Below are 20,327 nucleotides of genomic sequence, written 5' to 3'. Positions count from 1 at the left end.
GTCAACTCCTTTCCTCCGTCACGTGGCGACGACCAGTTCGTCGGCGAGCTTCTGCATGCGGCGCCGGGCCACCGCGAGGTTCCCCTGCACCCGGTCGAGCCAGACGTAGAGCACCAGCCGGCTGTCGAAATCGGTCTGGACCAGGCGCAGCAGGTGATAGCCGCCGGCGGTGGTGATGATCAGGTCTTCGAGCAGGTCGTGCGGAACGGCCGAGACGAACAGCGACCGGCTCGTCGCGGCCTGCACCACGTCGGCCGTTCCGGCTGCCGCGGCCTCGTGGTCGGAATTGGGGGCGGTCCCGGTCGTGGCGACCGGGAAGCCGGTGGTGTAGTCGACGATGCTGGCCCCGACGGCACCAGGAATCGCCATGGCCTCCTGTAGACAGTGATCGACGCCCGGCACTTCTCTCCTCTCGCCGTCACCGTGGGCCATCCTCTGACCACAGCTCGGTTGTCAGTCGCACCCGCTGTGCGTCATGGTCGGCCGGTTGCGGCGGGCCGCTTCCGAGCGCAGCCGGCGCGCCCGCCGATGGCCGAGTGCGCCCAGCTCAACGCCGTTGACCGGGCCCAGCCAGTGCCGCTCGCCGGGCACGAAAAAGACCGGCGCCTCGGCCGACTGCAGCAACTCGTAGGTCGCGTCGGCGATCGCCGCCACCACGCGCAGCGCGAGCTCGTTCTGCCCGATCAGGCCGTCGCGCAGCAGCATCCGGCCGACCCGCTGCGAGCCGCGGCCCTCGGCCAGCACCCGGCGCCAGGCGGTCGCCGGGACCCGGCCCGACGCCACGAGACGGTCGCCGATGCCGGGGCAGACCGGGGTCTCGGCGTACGCGATACGCCCGGAAATCAGATAGAGCACACCGCCGGGACGTCCGCCGATGTGCAACGCGCCGGTACGCGCCGACTCCCCCAACTCGGTGAGCAGACGCCGCAGCCCGGCCGTGGCCGGTGAACCTGGAATCACGCCAGTCATCCTCGGTCGCATCGAGGACTGTCGCCGGACCGTCAGTGCGCTGTTTCCGACGGGGTTCAATAGGGGTGGGCGCGTAACATGATCGCCACTTTTCGATGAAGGAGACGTGTATGCCGAGCCAATGGGAGCAGATCGTCGTCGACGCGGAGGACCCCGCGCGGCTCGCTCGCTGGTGGGCCGAGGCGCTCGGCTACGTGATCGTGCTCGAGGAGCCGGACGAGGTGGAGATCCGCCGCAGCCGCGACGAGCTGCCCGGTCTGCTGTTCCTGAGGTCGCGCGACGCCAAGACGGTCAAGAACCGCCTGCACATCGACCTGCGCCCGGACGACCAGGAGGCCGAGGTCGAACGGCTGATCGACCGGGGCGCCCGGCACGCCGACATCGGCCAGGGCGCCGATGTGAGCTGGGTGGTGCTGGCCGACCCCGAGGGCAACGAGTTCTGCGTGCTTTCCTCCAAGCGCGAATAGTGTCGGGGGGCCCGCCTAGGCTGATCACATGACGGCGTTCGACGCCCAGCGGTGGATACCCGAACCGGCCAAGGACAGCGGCTACGGACGCACCCCCTATCAACGCGACCGCGCCCGCGTCCTGCACTCGGCCGGATTCCGCCGGCTCGCCGCCAAGACCCAGGTGCACACGGCGGGTTCCGACGACTTCCTCCGGACGCGTCTCACCCACTCGCTCGAAGTCGCGCAGATCTCCCGCGAGATGGGCGAACGGCTCGGCTGCGACCCCGACGTGGTGGACGTGGCCGGCCTCGCCCACGACCTGGGCCACCCGCCGTTCGGCCACAACGGCGAGGCCGCGCTGCACGTGGCGGCCGAGTCGTGCGGCGGGTTCGAGGGCAACGCCCAGACCCTGCGGGTGCTGACCCGGCTCGAGGCCAAGGTGCCCGGGGCCGGGCTCAACCTGACCCGCGCCTCGCTCGACGCGAGCTGCAAATATCCGTGGCCGCTCCAGACCGGACGACGCAAGTTCGGGGTGTACGCCGACGACCGCCCCGTCTTCGACTGGATCCGCTCGACCGAGGGGCGGGGCGAGCGCACCTGCCTCGAGGCGCAGGTGATGGACTGGGCCGACGACGTGGCGTACTCGGTGCACGACGTCGAGGACGGGGTGCACGGCGGCTATCTGGCGTTCCGGCCGCTGCTGGAGGACGCCGACGAGCGGGCCGCCCTGTGCGCCGACGTGGCCGACGTGTATTCCGACGAACCGGTCGACGAACTGGCGGCCGCCCTCGACCAGCTGCTCGCCGACCCGGTGGTGGCCGAGGTCGCGGGCTACGACGGCAGCTACCGGGCCCAAGTCGGCCTCAAACGGATGACCAGCGTGCTGACCGGCCGGCTGGTCGCCTCGGCGGTCGGCGCCACCCAGAGCCGGTTCGGCACCGCCCCCGTACGCCGGTACGCCGCCGACCTGATCGTGCCGCGAACCGTGCGTAACCAGTGCGCGCTGCTCAAGGGCATGGCTCTGCGCTACGTGATGCGGACCCGGGCGGCCGAGGACTGGTACGAGCAGCAGCGGGTGATCCTGATCGAGCTGGTGCAGGCGTTGACGCGTACACCGGAAGCCCTTGATCTGATCTTCGCCCCTCTCTACGAGGCAGCGGAGAGTGACGCCGAGGCGCTGCGCGTGGTGATCGACCAGGTGGCGTCGCTCACCGACACGGCCGCGGTGAGCTGGCATAGGACCCTGGTGGCAGCTCGGACCTGACACGAGGCAGGATGTATGCCGTGGCGGGCAGGGTTAAGGACGAAGACATCGCACTGGTCCGCGACCGCACGTCGATCGCCGACATCATCAGTGAGTCGGTGACGCTGCGGCCCGCGGGCGGCGGCAACCTCAAGGGGCTGTGCCCCTTCCACGACGAGAAGACCCCGTCGTTCACGGTCGCCCCTGCCCGAAATGTCTACTATTGCCACGGGTGCGGCCAGGGTGGCGACGCGATCAAGTTTCTCATGGACGCGGAACACCTGTCGTTCATGGAGTCGATCGAGCGGCTCGCCGGGCGGGCCGGCATTCAGCTGCGCTACGACGAGACCGGGGCGCCCAGCGGGCCACGGCCGCAGAGCGGGCAGCGGCAGCGCCTGCTGGCCGCGCACGCCGCGGCGACCGACTTCTATCGGGAGCAACTGGCCACGCCGGGGGCCCGCAAGGCCCGCCAGTTCCTGGCCGAGCGCGGGTTCGGGCGCGACGCGGCCGATCGGTACGGCTGCGGCTTCGCCCCCGACTCGTGGGACGCGCTGGCCAAGCATCTGCGGCAGAAGGGCTTCACGGCCGACGAGCTGAACACGGCCGGCCTGACCAAGCCGGCCCGCTCCGGGTCGATGATCGACCGGTTCCGGCGGCGGCTGCTGTGGCCGATCCGCGACCTGTCGGGTGACGTGATCGGTTTCGGCGCGCGCAAGCTGTTCGACGACGACGACGGCCCGAAATACCTGAACACGCCCGAGACGCCGCTCTACAAGAAGTCGCACGTGCTCTACGGCATCGACCACGCCAAGCGCGAGATCGCCAAGCGCGGCCGGGCCGTGATCGTCGAGGGCTACACCGACGTGATGGCCTGCCACGAGGCGGGCGAGCCGACCGCGGTGGCCACCTGCGGCACGGCGTTCGGCCTCGACCACATCGGGGTGCTGCGACGCCTGCTGATGGACTCGGACAGCTTCACCGGCGAGATCATCTACACGTTCGACGGCGACGCGGCCGGGCAGAAGGCGGCGCTGCGCGCCTTCGAGGAGGACCAGCGCTTCGTCGGGCGGACGTTCATCGCGGTCAGCCCGGACAACATGGACCCCTGCGAGCTGCGGCTGGCCCGGGGCGATCTGGCCGTACGCGACATGATCGCGGGACGGGAACCGCTGGTCGACTTCGCCCTGCGGCAGACGCTGGCGAAGTTCGATCTCGACACCGTGGAGGGCCGGGTCGAGGCGATGCGCCGCGCCGCTCCCCTCGTCGCCAAGCTCAAAGACCGGGAGAAGCGTCCCGAGTACGCCCGGAAACTCGCCGGTGATCTCGGGATGGACCTCGAGCCGGTGCAGCGGGCGGTCGCCACGGCCATGCGCGGCGCCTCCGAGGCCGCGGAATCCCGGCCGGCGGTTTTCGAAGCGCCGCAGCGCCTGGTCGAGCGCGAGTCGCTGAAGCTCGCCCTGCAGGAACCGGTGCTGGCCGGGCCGATGTTCGACGTGGTCGGCACCGAGAACTACGCCGACCCGGTCTATCAGGCGGTCCGCGCGGCGATCGACGCGGCCGGCGGCGCCGCCTCGGTGACCAGCGGTGGCGTCGTCTGGATCGAGAAGGTGCGGGACAGCTGCACCGACCTCGCCGGGCAGGGCATGATCTCGCAGCTCGCGGTCGAGCCGCTCCGGGTGGACGGCGCGGTCGACCCGAACTATGTGCAGGTCACCCTGGCCCGGCTGCAGATGGGCGCGGTGACGACCCGCATCCGCGACCTCAAGTCCAAGGTGCAGCGGGTCAACCCGGTGGCCAACAAGGACGCTTACCTCGCCCTGGCCGGCGAGCTCTTCTCACTCGAACAGCAGGCAAGGGCCCTGCGCGAGCAGGCGGCAGGTGGACTGTGAGCTTCCTTCGGCGTAAGCCGTCCCTTCCCTCGGCCCTCAAGCCCCAGTTGCGGCCCGACGAGCGGGTCGTGGCGTGGTCGCTGGTCGCCGACGACAAGGCGGTCGTGGCGACGAACTTCGGGCTCTGGCTGCCCGGCCGCGCGGCCCCGCTGGGCTGGCACGAGATCCACAAGGCGGGCTGGTCGGGTCGCGAACTGCGGATCACGCCGGCCGAGCTGGCCGAGGAGCGCGAGGGCTACTCGGTGCTGGTCGACGGGCCGATCCTGGTGAGCCTGCTGCTCGAGCCGGGTGAACTGCCCGACCAGGTGCGCACCCGGGTGACCAAGTCGGTGGCCTACACGACCCACCACCCGCTGCCGTCGGGGGCGGGCGGGGTGCGGGTGGTCGGCCGCCGGGTGAGCGGGCAAGACGGGTTGAGCTGGGCGGTCCGCTACGACGCGGGCACTCCGGTGACGTTGCCCGCGGTGATCGAGCTGACCGACGAGCTGGTCTCCGTCGCCCAGGGCACGATGGCGCCGCCGGACTGACGCCGCCCTCGCCTGGGCACCTTCGCCCGGGCGCACCTTCGCCCGGGCGCACCTTCGCCCGAGGCGCACCTTCGCCCGAGGCGCACCTTCGCCCGAGGCGTCGACGCTGGAGCGCGGCTGCCGCCCCGAACGGGTGGCTGATCTCGTCCTGCGGTCCGGTGTCCGACGACGATGAACGGCATGCGGGGAATCCTCATCGCGGCGACTTTGTCCGCTTTTATCGTCATAACGCCGTCGGCTGCGAATGCGGAGCCAGTAGCCCGGTCCTCGGCTGCGCATGCGGCCACGCGGCCCTCGACTGCGCATGCAGCCACTGGGCTCTCGGCTGCGCAAGCAGCCACTGGGCTCTCGGCTGCGCAAGCAGCCACCCGGCCCTCGACTGCGCAAGCAGCCACCCGGCCCTCGACTGCGCAAGCAGCCACCCGGCTCTCGACTGCGCAGGCGGCGCGGCCGTCGGCTCGCCTGCGACAACCCGCTCGCGAGAAAGCCGACGTGCGCTATGCGCTTCTGCGCTCGATCGACACCCGGCGGCGTTCGCTGACGTTCGACCAGCTGCAGTGGTTCTGGGGCGCGGCGGCCCACCGGGCCTGCGTCGAGGACGGCGAGACCATCGGCGACTTCGAATGGTGCAACGACTACTACTACCGCAACCACAGTCGCTATCTGCGGACGATCCGCGTCACGCGCGATGCCTCGCTGACCTACCTGCCGCCGAGCGACACCACCACTGCGCAGAAGCTGACCCTGGCCCAGCTGTCACGCATCGTGTCCAGCCGCCCCTCGCGCTATTGGGTCATCACTATCCGCGACGGCAAGGCGGTAGCCGTACGTCAGCAGTACGTCCCGTAAGTCTTAACCGCCGCTGTTCTCCATCTCGGCCCCTTCGGGCACCGTGTCGTCGTCTCGGCTGTCCAGCCAGCCCTGCGGCAGGGTCACCTTGCCCGGCGCGTTGACCCGCCCACGCGGCTGACCCAGCTCGCTCACCGGGAACGGCTCGCCCGGGTCGAGTTTGCCCAGCAGGTCGTCGAGCTCCGCCAGCGACGCGACCATGGAGAGCCGCCGCCGCAGCTCGCCGCCGACCGGGAAGCCCTTCAGATACCACGCGATGTGCTTGCGGAAGTCGGCGCAGCCGTGCTTCTCGTCGCCCAGCGCGTCGACCAGCAGCTCGGCGTGCCGCGACATGATCTTGGCGACCTCACCCAGCATCGGCAGTACGGGCTTGTAGTCGGCGCCCTGCGTGAAAGCGGCCTCCAGATCGGCGAACAGCCACGGCCGCCCGAGGCAGCCCCGGCCGACCACCACGCCGTCGACGCCGGTGTGCGCGACCATGCGCAGCGCGTCGGAGCCCTCCCAGATGTCACCGTTGCCGAGCACGGGCACGTCGAGCGCCTGCTTCAACGTCGCGATCGCGTCCCAGTCGGCCTGCCCCGAGTAACGCTGCTCGGCCGTGCGCGCGTGCAGCGCCACCGCGGCCACGCCCGCCTCCTGCGCGATCAAACCCGCTTCCACGTACGTCAAATGGTCGTCGTCGATGCCCTTACGCATCTTGATCGTCAGCGGGATCCCGTACGGCCGGGCCGCCTCGACCGCCTGCCGCACGATCCGCCCGAACAGCTTGCGCCGCCACGGCAGGGCCGAGCCCCCGCCCCGGCGGGTCACCTTGGGCACCGGGCAGCCGAAGTTGAGGTCGACGTGGTCGGCGAGCCCGTCCTCCCCCACCATGCGCACGGCGGCCGCGGTCACGTCCGGGTCGACGCCGTAGAGCTGCAGGCTGCGGAAATCCTCGTCCTCGGCGAAGGCCACCATCTTGAGCGTCTTGGGGATCCGCTCGACCAGCGCCCGCGTCGTGATCATCTCGCACACGTAGACGCCGCCGCCCTGCTCGCGGCACAGTCGCCGGAAGGCCACGTTGGTGATGCCGGCCATCGGCGCGAGCACAACGGGCGGATTCACGGCGCGATCGCCGAGCATGAGCGGTGCAGTCACGCCTTCGAGGATGCCATGACCACCCCGCGCGCCCCGAATCGCGCCCGCGTTGCCGGCCTTCTCTACGCTCAAGGTCATGGAGGCCCGGAAGAAGAGCGGCTGGAATCGCAGCTACGTCGTGACCGATCAGGGGCGGGAAATCGCCACCTGGGACAAGTCGACCTGGAAGAGCGGCGGCGAGTTCACCCTCGGCGGGCACCGGTTCCGGGTCAAGGCCAGCGGCTGGGGCGGCAGCCACTACAGCATGGTCGACGACGCCGGCACTCAGGTGGCCTCGGCCGACCGGGTGGGCCGCAAGCGCTGGACGGTCTCGGCCGGCGGGCAGACCTACAACTTCCGCCGGCGCTCGTTCTGGTCGAGCGAGGAGGAACTGGTGCTCGGCGACACCGCGGTCGGCAGCATCCGCAAGACAAGCTTCTGGGGCAACAGCGTCGCGGTCGAACTGCCCACCCTGGCATCGGCCCTCCAGCTCTTCGTGCTGGCCGTGGTCCTGAGCAAGTGGGACGCCGAGGCATCCGCAGCGGCCGCATCCGGCGGCGGGGGCTAGGGACGCCGAGCGAGCACGCTGCTCACCGAGCAGCGCCGCTCGATCCACGCTCGGCTGACCGGGCAGATCCACCCCGCCAGTTCCAGCGCGGTGAACTGGATGTCGGCGAGTGGCCGGTTGAACATCGGCTCGTGGTGTGCGATCCGGTTGCGTGACAGATGCAGCACCTCGATAGCGTCCTTGATGACGCGGCGCCGTTCCTGACCGGGGAAGGCTTCATGGAGCGCCTGACGCCAGAGCGTCGCGTCGTAGTGATTGGCCAACAAATACTTCCAGAATCCAAGACTCAACTCCGCCACGACTCGTCCGGGCGTCTCGTTGTGCCGGCGGTCGCGAACGGCTCGTCGCTGGGCGACCCGAATGTCATCGATCGCCCGCGCCTGCAACAGGTGGCCGGCATCCAGGTACCACTTCGGCTCCGAAAACTCCCGGGCCGACCACACGGTCAGGCTTTCATGGATCGCGTTGCGCAGAATGACCTCGACGTGCCCAATGGTCGCGGCCAAGGCGGCCGATATCTCCGTGTTCCACGAGTAAAGATCGAGCGACGCCGCGAGGTCGCCGCCGACAGCGATGGCGTAGGGCCTCAATCTTTCGGGTGACAGCCTTTGGGTCATAACTGCCGTTTCGGGCAACTCAGCACGCACTTTCTGTTCTCCTCCCCCGTTGCGCGCTAACCTGTTCTCGAAGACCCCGGACAGCCTCTGCTTGCATGCGGCCGGGGTTTGAGACGAAGGCCCCGGACAGCCTCTGCTATGCAAGCGGTCCGGGGATTCTTCATTTCCGGACCGTTCCAACGTAGGTACATACTAGTCGCTCGCACAGCTGTCGTGCATCAAGGGTTTCGATCGGCCTGCGCCCACGTCGTGGATCTGGCACAGTCGGGGCATGAGTGACGCTCGGCGGCTTGTGGTGGTTTTTGCGTCGCCGGTGGCTGAGGCCATCCTGCGGCTGACACCCGAGCTGGGCTTTCAAACGGTGCTGGTGGAGCCGGACGAGACGAAGCTGGCCGGCACGCCCCGGCCGCGCGGTGATCGGGTCGTGCACGATCTGGCCGCGGCCAACCTCGATGAGCACACCGATGTCGTGCTGACCGACCACAACCGGGCCGAGATCGGCGACGTGCTCAAGCAGGCGCTCGCGGCGACGACCCGCTATGTCGGCATCATGGGCAACCCAAAGAAAGAAGGGCCGCACGTGGCGGCCCTTCGCTCGCTGGGTGTACCGGACGAGCAGATCGCCCGGGTGCACCGGCCGATCGGGCTCAACATCCGGGCCCGGACCCCGGCCGAGATCGCCGTGGCGACCTTGGCCGGGCTCATCGCCGACCGGAACGACCGCCCCGGCGGCTTCGACTTCGACTAAGAGGGTTTGTCCTCCAGCGCTACCAAAGTCGAATTTCGCCCGTCGATGACTTGGGCTCGGAAAATGGCAAGCGAAGCGAGGCCATTTTTCGCGCCCAAGTCATCGGCCTCCCGGGGCGAAATTCCCGCCGAGCGGAGCGAGGCCTAGCAACCCGGCAGGCGCTTGATCAAGTAGTCCTCGATGTTCGAGAGGGACACCCGCTCCTGCTTCATGGTGTCGCGGTCGCGCACCGTCACCGCGTCGTCGGTGAGGGTGTCGAAGTCGACCGTGACGCAGAACGGCGTGCCGATCTCGTCCTGGCGGCGGTAGCGCCGGCCGATCGCCTGGCTGTCGTCGAACTCGACGATCCAGCGCTTGCGCAGGTCGGCGGCCAGCCCCTTCGCCTTGGGCGACAGCTCCGGGTTACGCGACAGCGGCAGCACCGCCACCTTGACCGGAGCCAGGCGCGGGTCGAAGCGCATGACCGTGCGCTTGTCGACGCCGCCCTTGGTGTTCGGGGCCTCGTCCTCGTCGTACGCCTCGAGCAGGAACGCCAGCACCGCGCGGGTGAGACCGGCGGCCGGCTCGATCACGTAGGGCACCCAGCGTTCCTGCTTCTCCTGATCGAAGTACGAGAGGTCGACGCCGGAGTGCTTGGAGTGGGTGGACAGGTCGAAGTCGGTGCGGTTGGCGATGCCCTCGAGCTCGGCGAATTCCGTACCGCCGAACTGGAACCGGTATTCGATGTCGACCGTGCGCTTCGAGTAGTGCGAGAGCTTCTCTTTCGGGTGCTCGTAGAAGCGCAGGTTGGTCTCGGACAGGCCGAGCCCGAGGTACCAGTTCCAGCGCTCCTGCAACCAGTACTCGTGCCACTGCTCGTCCGACCCCGGCTCGACGAAGAACTCCATCTCCATCTGCTCGAACTCACGCGTACGGAAGATGAAGTTGCCCGGGGTGATCTCGTTGCGGAAGCTCTTGCCGATCTGGGCGATGCCGAACGGCGGCTTCTTGCGGGCCGCGGTGGCCACGTTGTTGTAGTTGACGAAGATGCCCTGCGCGGTCTCGGGCCGCAGGTAGTGCAGGCCCTCGGCGCTCTCGGTGGGACCGAGGTAGGTCTTCATCAGCCCGTTGAACATCTTGGGCTCGGTGAAGGTGCCCTTGTTGCCGCAGTTGGGGCAGTTCAGCTCCTGCAGCGAGGTCGGCAGCGAGCCGTGCTTGGCCTCGTACGTCTCCTCGAGGTGGTCGGCGCGGAACCGCTTGTGGCAGGACTGACACTCGGTCAGCGGGTCGACGAAGGCGTCGAGGTGACCGGAGGCCGCCCACACGTCGCGGGAGAGGATCACGGCGGAGTCGAGTCCGACGATGTCGTCGCGCTGCTGGACCATCTGACGCCACCACTGGCGGCGGACGTTCTCCTTCAGCTCCACGCCCAGCGGACCGTAGTCCCAGGCCGAGCGGGTTCCTCCGTAGATCTCGCTGGAGGGGAAGACGAAGCCACGGCGCTTGGCCAGGCTGACGACGGAATCGATACGTTCGGCGGGCACAAATCCTCCTACGCCGGCTGGGTGTCGGCGGGGACCAAGAGAGAGCTAAGGATCAGGACAAACAGCGAGATTACTCCCCGAGCTCGCACACCTCGAACTGGCCCGTCGACTCGTTCTGGTCGAGGCCGGCCTCGAGATCGCCCTGCTGGCCGTTCGCATAGGTGGCGGTCACCGGCACGGTGAGGTTGATGGTGTCGAGGCTGCCCAGCGTCCAGCGGTCGATCCGCTGCTCGGCCGCGACCCGGGTGCGGAAGTCGGCCGCGGTCTCGTTGAGCTTGGCCTTCGAACAGAGTTCCCCGTACGCCGCGTCGTAGCGCCCGTCTTTGAGCGCGGTCAGGTAGTCGTCGACGGCGGACTGCGCCTGCTCGTCGAGCGCACCCTGGACCGAGGTGCCGAGACCGATCAGCGCGGCCAGACCGCCCCCGCAGATGAGCACGATCACACCGGCGCCGATGCCCAGGCCCCAGCCGATCCGCCGGCCTTTGCCCTCGACCGGCGGCGCGGGGAACGGCGGCTGCACCCCCGGCCCCGGCGGCGGGACGGGAACATGAGGCGCCGTCGTCATGACACCAACAGTAGTCGTCAGCGCCAGGGTTCGGCGGCCCGGTCGCTCTCGGCCACCACCACCGCCGCGCCGGGCTCGGCGCTGGCCAGCGTCTCGAACGCGGACGGCTCGTCGACCGACTGGGAGAGCAGCGGGGCCGCGTGCACCTTGACGTCGAAGCCGCCCAGGGCCCGCCGGTAGGCTCCGACGGACTCCCACTCGGTGACCATGGTCCAGCACTCCGGGTCTTCGAGCGCGCGGGTCAGGCGGCCGGAGAGGTAGCCGGGGCGCTCGGCCAGCGCGGCCAGCGCGGCGTGGGCCTGGGGCACGAAGGTGTCCCGCGTGTCCGCGGGCACGACGAAGCGGTTGAGCACGAGCATGCGAGGAAGGGTAGCCCTTGAGTTCTGACGACAATCTGGTCCGGCGGCTGGCCCGGGTGAACCCGACGACGGCGTTCATCGTCGCGCTCGTGGTGATGCTCGGTGGCCTGTTCCTGCCCGGCATCGTCGGCGCCGCCCTGCTGCTGGTGCTGGCCCTGGGCCTGGCCGGGCTCACGTTCACGACCTGGCCGGTGCAGTCCGGCTCGACCCGCGCCCTCCGGCTGATCATCCTGGCGCTGCTCGTCGCGGTGATCATTGCCAAGGCGTTGTAACCGGGCTGACTCATGCGCTTTTGACAATCATTATCATTGTCGGCGACAGTGGGTGTTATGCGCCGCCTGCTATCTGTCCTGCTCCTCGCCACCGCGCTCGCGGGTTGCGGCGATCAGTCCGGTCAGGCCGGCGGGGACGGCAAGTTCTCGATCGTCACGGCGTTCTACCCGCTCCAGTTCCTCAGCGAGCGGATCGGCGGCGACGCGGTCAGCGTCACCAACCTCACCAAGCCGGGCGCCGAGCCGCACGACATCGAACTGACCCCACGCCAGGTCGGTGACGTCGCCGGCGCGGGCCTGGCCGTCTACGTCCGGGGCTTCCAGCCGGCTGTCGACGAGGCCATCGGCCAGGAGGCCAAGGACCGCGCGTTCGATGCCGCGTCCGTGGTCACACTTCTCCAAGCGGGTGCGGGCGACGGCCACGAGCACGAAGAGGCCGAGAGCGGCCAGGATCCGCACGTCTGGCTCGATCCGGTACGCCTGGCCACGATCGCCGACGCGCTGGCCGCCCGGCTGGGCGAGGCCGACCCCGGGAACGCCGCCGGCTACACCTCGCGGGCGCTGGCCCTGCACGCCGAGCTCGACACCCTGAACGACGAGTTCGCCCGGGGCCTGAAGACCTGCGAACGCCGGGAACTGGTGACCAGCCACACCGCCTTCGCCTACCTGGCCAGTCGCTACGACCTGCACCAGGTGGGCATCACCGGCATCTCACCCGAGGCCGAGCCCTCGCCGCAGCGGCTCGCCGCCGTGGCCCAGGAGGCCCGCGGAACCGGCACCACCACCATCTATTTCGAGACCCTGGTGAGCCCGGCGGTGGCCGAGACGCTCGCCCGCGAGGTCGGCGCCAAGACGGCCGTCCTCGACCCGCTGGAGGGTCTCGTCGACGAGACCGGCGACTACTTCTCGGTGATGCGGCAGAACCTGGCGGCGCTGTCCGCCGGATTGGGGTGTACGCGATGAGCGTCGTATCGGTGCGTCATGCCGCGGTCGGGTACGACGGCCGCGAGATCCTGCACGACATCTCGCTGACCGTGAGCGCCGGCGAGGTGGTCGCGATCCTCGGGGCCAACGGCTCGGGCAAGTCCACGCTGGTCCGGAGCATCCTCGGGCTGGTCCCGCTCAGCCACGGCCGGATCGAGCTGTTCGGCACGGCGCAGCGCAAGTTCCGCGACTGGGCCCGGGTCGGCTACGTGCCGCAGCGACTCGGCGCGGGCAGCGGGGTGCCGGCCACGGTCGGCGAGGTCGTCGCCTCGGGCCGGCTGGCCCGGCGCGGCATCTTCCGCCCGGCCGGCGCCGTCGACAAGGCCGCGGTCCAGGCCGCGCTGACCGACGTCGGCCTGATCGACCGGATCAACGACCCGGTCACCACCCTCTCCGGCGGCCAGCAGCAGCGCACGCTGATCGCCCGCGCCCTGGCCGGGAAGCCCGACCTGCTGGTGCTCGACGAGCCGACCGCCGGGGTGGACGCGGCCAGTCAGGAGGCGTTCGCCGGCGCCCTGGGCCGGTTCGAGGAGGGCGGCGGCACGATCGTGCTGGTCGCGCACGAGCTCGGCCCGCTGCGGCCGCTGATCGACCGCGCGGTCGTGGTGCACGAGGGCCGCGTCGCGCACGAGGGTCCGCCGCCGGAGCCGTTCGGCCACCACGCCGACCCCGGCCACGACCACGTGCACCCCCACGCCGTGCAGCCGGCCCCTGGCATCTGCGTGGCCCCCGCCGACCGGATCACGGCGAACTGAGATGGACCTTTTCCAGTACGACTTCATGATCCGAGCCCTGATCGGCGCGTTGATCATCGGGCTGGCCGCTCCGGCCCTCGGCATCTATCTGGTGCAGCGCCGGTTGTCGCTGATCGGCGACGGCATCGGCCACGTGGCGCTGACCGGCGTCGGCGTCGGACTGCTGCTCAACCAGTCGCCGGTGATCAGCGCCGTGATCGTGGCCGCGATCGGCGCGGTCGGCGTCGAGCTGATCCGCGAACGCGGCCGCACGTCCGGCGACCTGGCCCTGGCGCTGCTGTTCTACGGCGGCATCGCGGGCGGCGTGGTGCTGGTCGCGCTGTCGAACGACGCCAACAGCAACAGCCTGGTGCAATATCTGTTCGGCTCGCTGATCACCACCTCGCCCCAGGACATCGCGGTGATCGCGGTGCTCGGGCTGGCCGTGCTGGTCGCCATGGTGGTGTTCCGGCCGGCGCTGTTCGCGGTCTGCAACGACGAGGAGTACGCCCGGGTCAGTGGCCTGCCGGTGCGCGCGCTCAACCTGATGATGGCGGTCACGACCGCGGTCACGGTGACCATCGCGATGCGTACGGTTGGGCTGTTGCTGGTCTCGGCCCTGATGGTCATCCCGGTGGCGGCGGCCCAGCAGGTGACCCGCGGTTTCCGCACGACGATGGTCGCGGCGATGACGATCGGGCTGGTCGCGGCCGGCGCCGGGGTGGTCGTCTCGGCCGAGGCCGACACCCCGCCCGGCGCCACCACCGTGATCCTGGCCCTGGCCGTGTTCGTCGCGATCACCGCCGCCGCGGCCGCCCGGCGGTTGCTGCGCCGCCGGGCCCAGCCGCCGCGTGAGATCGAACCGCCCGACGTGGTGCTGCAGGAGGCAGAGGTCCGATGACGACGACGAGCGGGTACGAGGCGTACGAATCGGCCGGTGAGCTGCTGCGCGCCCTGTCGGCTCCGATCCGGGTGGCGATCGTGGCAGAGTTGGGCGTGGGCGAGCGCTGCGTCCACGAGCTGGTGGAGAAGCTCGGTGCGCCGCAGCCCTTGGTGTCGCAGCATCTGCGGGTGCTGCGCGGCGCCGGGGTGGTCCGCGGTGCACGACGTGGCAGAGAGATCGCATACTCGCTGGTGGACGATCACGTCGCGCACATCGTCGCCGACGCGGTCAGTCACGCGAGGGAGGTTCGTTCGTGAGCGCCGAACAGAGTGTCGCGCAGCGCAACACCAAGCAGCGCACCGCGGTCAGTGCCGTGCTGTCCGAGGCCGAGGGTTTCTACAGCGCCCAGGAGCTGCACGCCCGGCTGCGCGAACGCGGGGAACGGGTGGGCCTGACGACGGTCTACCGCACCCTGCAGGGTCTGGCCGACGCGGGCGAGATCGACGTCATGCGCCCGCCCGGCGGCGAGCATCTCTACCGCCGGTGCAGCTCGGGGCACCACCACCATCTGGTGTGCCGGGAGTGCGGCGCCGCGGTCGAGGTCGAGGGCCCGGCGGTCGAGTCGTGGGCCGACAAGGTGGCGAACCGGCACGGCTACGTCGACGTCTCGCACACGCTCGAGATCTTCGGGACATGCCCGGACTGCGCCGCCAAGCACTGAGACGGCCGCGGACAAACCCGCCAAGTACTGAGACGGCCGCGGACAAACCCGGCAAGCGGGAGGCCGGTCGACATGGGACGCTGAGCCGGTGAAGCTCTACGCCGACCGGATCCCCACCGCCGTCCGCCAGCTCCTCACCGACATCTTCGTGGTGCTCTGGGTCTACGCGTGGGTCCGCGCGGGTCTCTGGGTGCAGGACATGGTGCAGAAACTGGGCGTCCCCGGCGCCAAGCTGGAGAGCGCCGGCGGCGGCATCGCCGACAACCTGAGCGACGCCGGCGGCAAGGTCGGCAAGGTGCCGCTGGTCGGTGACCAGCTGGTCAAGCCGTTCACCGGCGCCGCCGACGCGGCCCGTTCGCTGGCCGAGGCGGGCCGTCAGCAGCAGGAGGTCGTCGACACGATGGCGATCATCGTGGCGCTGATCGCGGTGGCCGTCCCGTTCGCCCTGGTGCTCTTCCTCTGGCTGCCGTTGCGGTTGCGCTGGATGCGCCGGGCCGCGGTTGCTTCCGCCGTACGGGATCAGCCCGCCGGCCGCGACCTGCTGGCCCTGCGCGCCCTGGCCTCCCAGCCGCTGAACAAGCTGGCCAAGCTCGGCCCCGACATCGCGCAGAGCTGGCGCAACGGCGACGCCTCGGCGGTCGATTCGCTGGCCGAGCTCGAACTCAAGCGTCTCGGTCTAAAGTCGGCCCGCCGCTGACCTCTTCGTCCTCCTCCTCGGCGTCCTCGTCCAGCCAGGTCCGCCGGAACCACGGGATCGCCACCCAGAAGCTCAGGAAGAAGACCGCCGCGAGACCGGTGAAGACCCAGGCGATCCACCGGGTGAGGATGAAGTCGAGCACCAGCAGGACACACGCGACCAGCGCGACCAGCAGGAACCCGAGCCCGCCGGTGGCCATCCGGTGGGCGTAGCGCACCAGCTCGGGCTTGCGGCCCTGCCGGAACAACGCCCGGTGGAAGGCGACCGGCGCGATGATCATGGCGGTGGCGGCCGCCGTCGCGAGCAGCGCCACCACGTAGGTGTCCTTCTGGAACTGCGAAACCTTGGGGAAGCCGCTGCTGAAGGGCAGCGTCAGCAGGAACGCGAACAGGATCTGGATGCCGGTCTGCGCGACCCGCAGCTCCTGCAGCAGGTCGGCGAAGTTGCGATCCCAGCGCTGCTTCTCGGTCTCGTTCTTGATGCGCGACTTCTCGGCCACCATGACGCAGCGGTTTCCCCTGAATAGACAACGACCAAACTAGGCCTTGCCGATGCGCTTCAGCGCGGCGTCGGCCAGGGCGGCCGAGGCCTGCTCGGGCACCCAGTGGCTGATCCCGCGCATCGCGACCAGCTGGTAGTCGGCCTCGACCCAGTCTCGGGTGCGCAACGCGGCGGCCAGCGTCACCACGCCGTCCTTGTCGCTCCAGACATAGGTGGTGGGGACGCTGACGATGCCGGCCTGGTTCTGGCGCGACGCCGAGGCGCGGTACCAGTTCAGGCCGCCGGTGAGCCGGCCCGGGTCGTCGCGCATCGACTCGACGTATTGGAGGCCGCGCTCGCCGATCGGCTTGAGCATGGCCTTCAGCACCGCGCCGTCGCCGGCCAGCAGGAAGCGTTCGGCGATGGACGACTGGAACACCTTGAAGTACGACATGCGGGCGCGCTGCGAGGCCCGGGTCCGCAAGGCCAGGCCGAGTGCCTTGGGGTGCGGCACCGAGACCGCGGTCAGGGTGCGTACGCGCTCGGGGTGCCCGGCGGCCAGCCACCAGCCGACGATCGCACCCCAGTCGTGGCCGATCACGTGGGCCGATTCCAGGCCGAGAGCGTCGAGCACGGCCACCGCGTCGGCGGTCGGCTCGCTCAGGCGGTAGGCGCCGACGTCGGACGGGCGCGCGCCGGGCGAGGTGCCGCGCTGGTCCAGGGCGTACGTGCGCAGGCCTTTCTCGTGCAGCCGGGGCGCGAGCAGATCGAACTCGCGGTGGTCCTGCGGGAAGCCGTGCAGCAGGAGCACCGGATCGCCGTCGGCCGGTCCGCCCTCGTACACGTCGAAGGTCAGCCCCCGGGCTTTGATCTCCATGTGATCTCTCCCTCGCTTTCGCCCTGCGAACTGCGGTGTTAGCGTCATCGAAACATAGCGAGGTATTCCGGTGACGGAACACCTCATCCGACAGGGGAGCGCACAGCGCTGAGAGTGCGGGCAACCGCAGACCCTCGCACCTGATCTGGGTAATGCCAGCGCAGGAAGTTCGGTCTTTTCTCCAGCCGCGCCGTGTCCGGGTCCGCCCGGCCATGGCGTGCGTCTCCTCCCGGTACCCACTGGGAGGTTCATCATGAACAACCGTTGGCGGACGATCGACATCGTCATAGCCTCGATCGTCGCCGTGGCCTTCGGCGTCATCTTCTGGGCGTGGGGCCTGCTCTACAACGGCCCCGCCGACGCCATTCCGCTGCCCGGCCGGGCCCTGCTCTACGGCGTCTGGCTGGTGCCGGCCGTGCTCGGGGCACTGATCATCCGCAAGCCCGGCGCCGCGTTCTACACGCTCTCGCTGGCCGCACTCGTGTCGGTGGCGATCGGCACGAGCTGGGGCTGGACGATCGCGGTGCAGGGGCCGCTCGAGGCCCTCGGCGCCGAGCTGATCTTCGCGATCTTCGCCTACAAGGTCTACCGCCTGCCGGTGGCGCTGCTGGCCGGGGCGACGGCGGGAATCGTGGCGGCGGTCTACGACGTCTTCGTCTGGTATCCCGACACGGCGTGGGGCTCGTTCCGGATCCCGTACGTCCTCATCACCGCCGCCTCCTCGCTGGTGATCGCCGGTCTGGGGGCCGTGCTGCTGACCCGGGCACTGGCCCAGACGGGGGTGCTCGACCGTTTCCCGGCCGGTCGGTCGCGCGCGCTCGTCTGATTTGATATCAATCACACCAATGAGTGAGGTCGTCCTTCGCGGATTCGGCTGGCGGCACGCGGGCCGCCGGGCCTGGGCCGTCCGCGACGTCGACCTGCACATCGCGCACGGCGAGCGGGTGCTCCTGCTCGGTCCTTCCGGGGCCGGCAAGAGCACCCTGCTCGCCGCGCTGTCCGGCCTGCTCCCGGAGGATTCGGGCGAGGCCGAGGGCACGATCGAGATCGACGGACTCGACCCGCGCAAGGCCCGCGACCAGGTCGGCATCGTCTTCCAAGACCCCCAGACCCAGCTCGTCATGGCGCGCAGCGGCGACGACGTGGCGTTCGGGCTGGAGAACCGGGGCGTGCCGCCGGCCCAGATCTGGCCGCGGGTCAGCGACGCGCTCGACCGGGTCGGCTTCCCCTATCCGATCACCCGCTCGACCGCGGCCCTCTCCGGCGGGGAGGCGCAGCGGCTCGCGCTGGCCGGGGTGCTGGCCCTGCGGCCGGGACTGCTGCTGCTCGACGAACCGACAGCCAATCTGGATCCGGCCGGCGCCACCCTCGTACGGGAAAGCCTCGGATCTCTGACCGGCACCACCATGATCCTGGTCGAGCACCGGGTGGCCGAGGTGTTGCCGCTGGTCGACCGGGTGGTGGTGCTCGAGCCGGGCGGTGGGGTGCGGGCCGACGGGACGCCCGAGATGGTGTTCGCGGCCTACGGCGACCGGCTGGCCGACGAGGGCGTGTGGGTGCCCGGGTTCACCATTCCACCGCTCAAGTCGGCATCGGCGGCGACTCCTGAGCTCGTACGGGCGGAAAAGGTCTCGGTCGATCAACGCCTCGCGCCGGTGTGCCTCGGGGCCGGGCCGGGCGAGCTGCTGGCCGTGACCGGGCCGAACGGGGCCGGCAAGTCGACGCTGGCGCTGCTGCTGGGTGGGCTGCTGGCGCCGAGCGGGGGCCGGGTGCGCGGATTCGGCGATCAGCGACCGCCGCACAAATGGCGAGCGGCCACCCTGACCGGGCGGATCGGGTCGGTGTTCCAGAACCCGGAGCACCAGTTCGTCACCGCGCGGGTGTCCGACGAGCTCGCGGTCGGTCCGCGGCGGCTCGGCAAGGCACCCGCGGCGGTCGCGGCTACCGTCTCCGACCTGCTCGAACGGTTGCGGCTGACGAAACTGGCGGCGGCCAACCCGTACACGCTGTCGGGTGGGGAGGCCCGCCGGTTGAGCGTGGCCACGGCGCTGGCCACCGCGCCCCGGCTGCTCGTGCTCGACGAGCCGACCTTCGGGCAGGACCGGCGCACCTGGATCGAGCTGGTCACCCTGCTGGCCACGCTGCGCGACGACGGGCACGCGATCGTGGCCGTCACCCACGACGACGACTTCGTGCAGACGGTGGCCGACCGCACGTTCGCGCTCGGCCCGGCCCGCCGGCACGACCCGCTCCCCCACCGGCGGCCACGTTCATGACCCTCGCCCTGGAGCCGATCGCCGATCCGGCGGCGCCGCTGGCCCGGCGCAACCCGGTGGCCAAGCTGGCCGCCGCCCTGCTCTTCTCGCTGCCGCTGATCGCCACGCTCGACCCGCTGACGCCCGCTCTCGCGCTCGCGATCGAACTGGCCGTGGTGCCGTTCTTCGGCCTGCGTTACTCCACTCTGGCCCGGCGGGCCTGGCCGGTGCTGGTGGCGTCGCTCGGCCTGCTGATCACTATGGTGTTGTTCTCGGCCAACCGCAGCGGCACCCTGCTGCTCGATCTGGGCCCGTTCGACGTCACGACCGGCGTGCTGATGTCGGCCCTGGGCCTGATCCTGCGGCTGTTCGCGGTGGCCGTGCCGGGCGTGCTGTTGTTCGCCACCACCGACCCGACCGACCTGGCCGACGCGCTGGTGCAGAACGCGAAGGCCCCGGCCCGGTTCGCGGTGGGCGCGCTGGCCGCATTCCGCCTGCTTCCCCTGCTCGGTGCCGAGTGGCAGATGCTCACCCTGGCCCGGCGGGCCCGGGGCATCGACGCCGGGCACAACCCGTTTGCGGCCGTACGCCTTTTCGTCTCGACCGCCTTCGCCCTGCTGGTCGGGGCCCTGCGCCGCGGCGGACGGCTGGCCGTGGCGATGGACGCGCGCGGCTTCGACTCCGGGCTGCCCCGCACGTACGCACGCAAGCAGTCCTTTCGTACGGCCGACATCGCGCTGATAGCCGGGGCTCTGGTGCTGTCGGCCCTGGCCCTCGGTACGTCCATCACCCTCGGCCTGTTCCGCCCCATCATCTGACTTTCGCCGGTATCGCCGCGGGTCAACTTCACGATCCGGACATCAGATGCGCAGGTAGGCGGGCCACCCGACCCGAACGGCAGTCGCCCGTACTGACGAAAGTCAACCTCGGTACATGCTTTGTTGATCTATCACGACGAATGTGTGGCGACGTACGCATGCATCCATTTGTGGGAGATCACTG

Annotated in this window: 26 protein-coding genes and 1 riboswitch; of the genes, 17 read left to right on the top strand and 9 right to left on the bottom strand. The window is 70.1% G+C overall.

The window, feature by feature from the left end; all coding sequences use genetic code 11:
• Window positions 1-18: 18 nt before the first annotated feature.
• Window positions 19-369 (bottom strand): roadblock/LC7 domain-containing protein, encoded by a 351-nt coding sequence (locus tag KOI35_RS40560; RefSeq protein ID WP_246614580.1) that lies wholly within the window; start codon window positions 367-369, stop codon window positions 19-21.
• Window positions 370-453: 84 nt separating this feature from the next.
• The gene (locus KOI35_RS40555; protein WP_215794925.1) at window positions 454-960 is read right to left on the bottom strand and encodes a DUF4388 domain-containing protein; all 507 of its coding nucleotides are present in this window, start codon (window positions 958-960) and stop codon (window positions 454-456) included.
• 119 nt (window positions 961-1,079) lie between these two features.
• Here KOI35_RS40555 and KOI35_RS40550 point away from each other — a divergent pair, with 119 nt between their 5' ends.
• The 5 genes from KOI35_RS40550 to KOI35_RS40530 all read left to right on the top strand — a co-directional run bounded on the left by KOI35_RS40550 (window position 1,080) and on the right by KOI35_RS40530 (window position 5,926).
• Entirely contained in the window at window positions 1,080-1,436 is a 357-nt protein-coding gene (locus KOI35_RS40550) for a VOC family protein (protein ID WP_215794922.1), read from the top strand.
• A 28-nt stretch (window positions 1,437-1,464) separates the two neighbouring features.
• Complete coding sequence (locus KOI35_RS40545) at window positions 1,465-2,682, top strand: deoxyguanosinetriphosphate triphosphohydrolase (protein WP_215794920.1); 1,218 nt, start codon at window positions 1,465-1,467, stop codon at window positions 2,680-2,682.
• Window positions 2,683-2,693: 11 nt separating this feature from the next.
• Window positions 2,694-4,550, top strand: coding sequence for a DNA primase (gene dnaG / locus KOI35_RS40540; protein WP_215794918.1), 1,857 nt, complete (start codon window positions 2,694-2,696; stop codon window positions 4,548-4,550).
• The gene (locus KOI35_RS40535) at window positions 4,547-5,077 is read left to right on the top strand and encodes a hypothetical protein (protein WP_215794915.1); all 531 of its coding nucleotides are present in this window, start codon (window positions 4,547-4,549) and stop codon (window positions 5,075-5,077) included. Before dnaG ends, KOI35_RS40535 begins: the two co-directional genes overlap by 4 nt.
• Before the next feature lie 492 nt (window positions 5,078-5,569).
• On the top strand, window positions 5,570-5,926 hold the full coding sequence (locus KOI35_RS40530) for a hypothetical protein (protein WP_215794913.1): 357 nt from the start codon (window positions 5,570-5,572) through the stop codon (window positions 5,924-5,926).
• A 3-nt stretch (window positions 5,927-5,929) separates the two neighbouring features.
• Here the strand turns inward: KOI35_RS40530 and dusB are convergent, their stop codons facing one another.
• Window positions 5,930-7,048: a tRNA dihydrouridine synthase DusB gene (dusB, locus tag KOI35_RS40525; RefSeq protein WP_215795188.1), complete on the bottom strand. Its 1,119-nt coding sequence runs from the start codon at window positions 7,046-7,048 to the stop codon at window positions 5,930-5,932.
• A gap of 91 nt (window positions 7,049-7,139) precedes the next feature.
• Between dusB and KOI35_RS40520 the strand changes: the two genes are divergently transcribed.
• On the top strand, window positions 7,140-7,610 hold the full coding sequence (locus KOI35_RS40520) for a hypothetical protein (RefSeq protein WP_246614579.1): 471 nt from the start codon (window positions 7,140-7,142) through the stop codon (window positions 7,608-7,610).
• Here the strand turns inward: KOI35_RS40520 and KOI35_RS40515 are convergent.
• On the bottom strand, window positions 7,607-8,257 hold the full coding sequence (locus KOI35_RS40515; RefSeq protein WP_215794911.1) for an Abi family protein: 651 nt from the start codon (window positions 8,255-8,257) through the stop codon (window positions 7,607-7,609). The two genes, KOI35_RS40520 and KOI35_RS40515, sit on opposite strands and share 4 nt — an antisense overlap.
• A 241-nt stretch (window positions 8,258-8,498) precedes the next feature.
• On the opposite strand from KOI35_RS40515, the gene KOI35_RS40510 reads away from it, so the two are divergent.
• Entirely contained in the window at window positions 8,499-8,975 is a 477-nt protein-coding gene (locus tag KOI35_RS40510; RefSeq protein WP_215794909.1) for an XdhC family protein, read from the top strand.
• Between the two features lie 143 nt (window positions 8,976-9,118).
• On the opposite strand, the gene KOI35_RS40505 is transcribed toward KOI35_RS40510, so the two are convergent.
• From KOI35_RS40505 to KOI35_RS40495, 3 genes are all read right to left on the bottom strand, one after another.
• Window positions 9,119-10,498: a glycine--tRNA ligase gene (locus tag KOI35_RS40505; protein ID WP_215794906.1), complete on the bottom strand. Its 1,380-nt coding sequence runs from the start codon at window positions 10,496-10,498 to the stop codon at window positions 9,119-9,121.
• Between the two features lie 70 nt (window positions 10,499-10,568).
• Entirely contained in the window at window positions 10,569-11,063 is a 495-nt protein-coding gene (locus tag KOI35_RS40500; RefSeq protein WP_215794904.1) for an Rv0361 family membrane protein, read from the bottom strand.
• Window positions 11,064-11,080: 17 nt separating this feature from the next.
• Window positions 11,081-11,422 carry an antibiotic biosynthesis monooxygenase family protein gene (locus KOI35_RS40495; protein WP_215794902.1) on the bottom strand — a complete coding sequence of 114 codons (342 nt, stop codon included), beginning with the start codon at window positions 11,420-11,422 and terminating at the stop codon, window positions 11,081-11,083.
• A gap of 17 nt (window positions 11,423-11,439) precedes the next feature.
• Between KOI35_RS40495 and KOI35_RS40490 the strand changes: the two genes are divergently transcribed.
• The 7 genes from KOI35_RS40490 to KOI35_RS40460 all read left to right on the top strand — a co-directional run bounded on the left by KOI35_RS40490 (window position 11,440) and on the right by KOI35_RS40460 (window position 15,713).
• Window positions 11,440-11,694 carry a DUF6703 family protein gene (locus tag KOI35_RS40490; RefSeq protein ID WP_215794900.1) on the top strand — a complete coding sequence of 85 codons (255 nt, stop codon included), beginning with the start codon at window positions 11,440-11,442 and terminating at the stop codon, window positions 11,692-11,694.
• Window positions 11,695-11,751: 57 nt separating this feature from the next.
• Window positions 11,752-12,657, top strand: coding sequence for a metal ABC transporter substrate-binding protein (locus tag KOI35_RS40485; protein ID WP_215794897.1), 906 nt, complete (start codon window positions 11,752-11,754; stop codon window positions 12,655-12,657).
• Window positions 12,654-13,433, top strand: a complete 780-nt coding sequence (locus KOI35_RS40480) for a metal ABC transporter ATP-binding protein (RefSeq protein ID WP_215794895.1) — start codon at window positions 12,654-12,656, stop codon at window positions 13,431-13,433. The genes KOI35_RS40485 and KOI35_RS40480 overlap by 4 nt, the downstream gene beginning before the upstream one ends.
• 1 nt (window position 13,434) lies before the next feature.
• Window positions 13,435-14,313 (top strand): metal ABC transporter permease, encoded by an 879-nt coding sequence (locus KOI35_RS40475; protein ID WP_215794893.1) that lies wholly within the window; start codon window positions 13,435-13,437, stop codon window positions 14,311-14,313.
• Complete coding sequence (locus KOI35_RS40470) at window positions 14,310-14,612, top strand: ArsR/SmtB family transcription factor (protein ID WP_133872604.1); 303 nt, start codon at window positions 14,310-14,312, stop codon at window positions 14,610-14,612. Before KOI35_RS40475 ends, KOI35_RS40470 begins: the two co-directional genes overlap by 4 nt.
• Window positions 14,609-15,016 carry a Fur family transcriptional regulator gene (locus tag KOI35_RS40465; protein ID WP_215794891.1) on the top strand — a complete coding sequence of 136 codons (408 nt, stop codon included), beginning with the start codon at window positions 14,609-14,611 and terminating at the stop codon, window positions 15,014-15,016. The genes KOI35_RS40470 and KOI35_RS40465 overlap by 4 nt, the downstream gene beginning before the upstream one ends.
• 88 nt (window positions 15,017-15,104) lie before the next feature.
• Window positions 15,105-15,713 (top strand): hypothetical protein, encoded by a 609-nt coding sequence (locus KOI35_RS40460; RefSeq protein ID WP_215794889.1) that lies wholly within the window; start codon window positions 15,105-15,107, stop codon window positions 15,711-15,713.
• Here KOI35_RS40460 and KOI35_RS40455 read toward each other — a convergent pair.
• Both KOI35_RS40455 and KOI35_RS40450 read right to left on the bottom strand, forming a co-directional pair.
• Window positions 15,679-16,215 carry a DUF6328 family protein gene (locus KOI35_RS40455; RefSeq protein WP_215794886.1) on the bottom strand — a complete coding sequence of 179 codons (537 nt, stop codon included), beginning with the start codon at window positions 16,213-16,215 and terminating at the stop codon, window positions 15,679-15,681. The two genes, KOI35_RS40460 and KOI35_RS40455, sit on opposite strands and share 35 nt — an antisense overlap.
• A gap of 36 nt (window positions 16,216-16,251) precedes the next feature.
• Entirely contained in the window at window positions 16,252-17,070 is an 819-nt protein-coding gene (locus tag KOI35_RS40450; protein WP_215794884.1) for an alpha/beta fold hydrolase, read from the bottom strand.
• A gap of 82 nt (window positions 17,071-17,152) precedes the next feature.
• Window positions 17,153-17,255: riboswitch (TPP riboswitch) on the top strand.
• A gap of 68 nt (window positions 17,256-17,323) precedes the next feature.
• Here KOI35_RS40450 and KOI35_RS40445 point away from each other — a divergent pair.
• The 3 genes from KOI35_RS40445 to KOI35_RS40435 are packed head-to-tail and all read left to right on the top strand — an operon-like array spanning window position 17,324 to window position 20,143.
• Entirely contained in the window at window positions 17,324-17,896 is a 573-nt protein-coding gene (locus KOI35_RS40445; RefSeq protein ID WP_215794882.1) for an ECF transporter S component, read from the top strand.
• A 19-nt stretch (window positions 17,897-17,915) separates the two neighbouring features.
• On the top strand, window positions 17,916-19,346 hold the full coding sequence (locus KOI35_RS40440) for an ABC transporter ATP-binding protein (RefSeq protein ID WP_215794880.1): 1,431 nt from the start codon (window positions 17,916-17,918) through the stop codon (window positions 19,344-19,346).
• Window positions 19,343-20,143 (top strand): energy-coupling factor transporter transmembrane component T family protein, encoded by an 801-nt coding sequence (locus tag KOI35_RS40435; protein WP_215794878.1) that lies wholly within the window; start codon window positions 19,343-19,345, stop codon window positions 20,141-20,143. Before KOI35_RS40440 ends, KOI35_RS40435 begins: the two co-directional genes overlap by 4 nt.
• Window positions 20,144-20,327: the final 184 nt, after the last annotated feature.

It is taken from the genome of Paractinoplanes bogorensis (assembly GCF_018829635.1).
GTDB lineage: Bacteria > Actinomycetota > Actinomycetes > Mycobacteriales > Micromonosporaceae > Actinoplanes > Actinoplanes bogorensis.
Note: the sequence above shows the minus strand (reverse complement) of the source record. Positions and strands in the feature narration are given on the sequence as shown.

Coding starts and splice junctions, on each gene's coding strand:
- KOI35_RS40560 (WP_246614580.1), bottom strand. CDS start 369: ATGGCGATTCCTGGTGCCGTCGGGGCCAGCATCGTCGACTACACCACC.
- KOI35_RS40550 (WP_215794922.1), top strand. CDS start 1,080: ATGCCGAGCCAATGGGAGCAGATCGTCGTCGACGCGGAGGACCCCGCG.
- KOI35_RS40545 (WP_215794920.1), top strand. CDS start 1,465: ATGACGGCGTTCGACGCCCAGCGGTGGATACCCGAACCGGCCAAGGAC.
- dnaG (WP_215794918.1), top strand. CDS start 2,694: ATGTATGCCGTGGCGGGCAGGGTTAAGGACGAAGACATCGCACTGGTC.
- dusB (WP_215795188.1), bottom strand. CDS start 7,048: ATGCTCGGCGATCGCGCCGTGAATCCGCCCGTTGTGCTCGCGCCGATG.
- KOI35_RS40520 (WP_246614579.1), top strand. CDS start 7,140: ATGGAGGCCCGGAAGAAGAGCGGCTGGAATCGCAGCTACGTCGTGACC.
- KOI35_RS40510 (WP_215794909.1), top strand. CDS start 8,499: ATGAGTGACGCTCGGCGGCTTGTGGTGGTTTTTGCGTCGCCGGTGGCT.
- KOI35_RS40500 (WP_215794904.1), bottom strand. CDS start 11,063: ATGACGACGGCGCCTCATGTTCCCGTCCCGCCGCCGGGGCCGGGGGTG.
- KOI35_RS40495 (WP_215794902.1), bottom strand. CDS start 11,422: ATGCTCGTGCTCAACCGCTTCGTCGTGCCCGCGGACACGCGGGACACC.
- KOI35_RS40485 (WP_215794897.1), top strand. CDS start 11,752: ATGCGCCGCCTGCTATCTGTCCTGCTCCTCGCCACCGCGCTCGCGGGT.
- KOI35_RS40480 (WP_215794895.1), top strand. CDS start 12,654: ATGAGCGTCGTATCGGTGCGTCATGCCGCGGTCGGGTACGACGGCCGC.
- KOI35_RS40475 (WP_215794893.1), top strand. CDS start 13,435: ATGGACCTTTTCCAGTACGACTTCATGATCCGAGCCCTGATCGGCGCG.
- KOI35_RS40470 (WP_133872604.1), top strand. CDS start 14,310: ATGACGACGACGAGCGGGTACGAGGCGTACGAATCGGCCGGTGAGCTG.
- KOI35_RS40455 (WP_215794886.1), bottom strand. CDS start 16,215: ATGGTGGCCGAGAAGTCGCGCATCAAGAACGAGACCGAGAAGCAGCGC.
- KOI35_RS40450 (WP_215794884.1), bottom strand. CDS start 17,070: ATGGAGATCAAAGCCCGGGGGCTGACCTTCGACGTGTACGAGGGCGGA.
- KOI35_RS40445 (WP_215794882.1), top strand. CDS start 17,324: ATGAACAACCGTTGGCGGACGATCGACATCGTCATAGCCTCGATCGTC.
- KOI35_RS40440 (WP_215794880.1), top strand. CDS start 17,916: ATGAGTGAGGTCGTCCTTCGCGGATTCGGCTGGCGGCACGCGGGCCGC.
- KOI35_RS40435 (WP_215794878.1), top strand. CDS start 19,343: ATGACCCTCGCCCTGGAGCCGATCGCCGATCCGGCGGCGCCGCTGGCC.